Raw genomic sequence first — 239 nt, 5'->3', positions numbered from 1 at the left:
ATCTCGATCTTGGCTCGCAACTCCTCACTTGCTCCGATGAAGCCTGCCGCGTGCTCGGCCTGGATGTTGGTGCGCCAATAGCCTTCGAGCGATTCCTGCAGTGCATTCACCCTGAAGACCGCGACCGTGTGCATGAAACCATGCAGGCGTCGGGGCAGTCACTCGCGCTTTGGCATGACGAGTACCGAGTGCAGTTTCCAGACGGTCGGGAGATCTGGGTCAGACACCTCGTCTGCTCG

1 protein-coding gene is annotated in these 239 nt (G+C 59.8%); it reads left to right on the top strand.

All coding sequences use genetic code 11. The features are described 5' to 3' along the window. On the top strand, positions 1 to 239 hold a 239-nt coding region (locus tag Q5762_RS40260; RefSeq protein ID WP_399495658.1), incomplete at both ends, for a PAS domain-containing protein.

It is taken from the genome of Streptomyces sp. P9(2023) (assembly GCF_032436795.1).
Taxonomy (GTDB): Bacteria; Actinomycetota; Actinomycetes; order Streptomycetales; family Streptomycetaceae; genus Streptomyces.
Note: the sequence above shows the minus strand (reverse complement) of the source record. Positions and strands in the feature narration are given on the sequence as shown.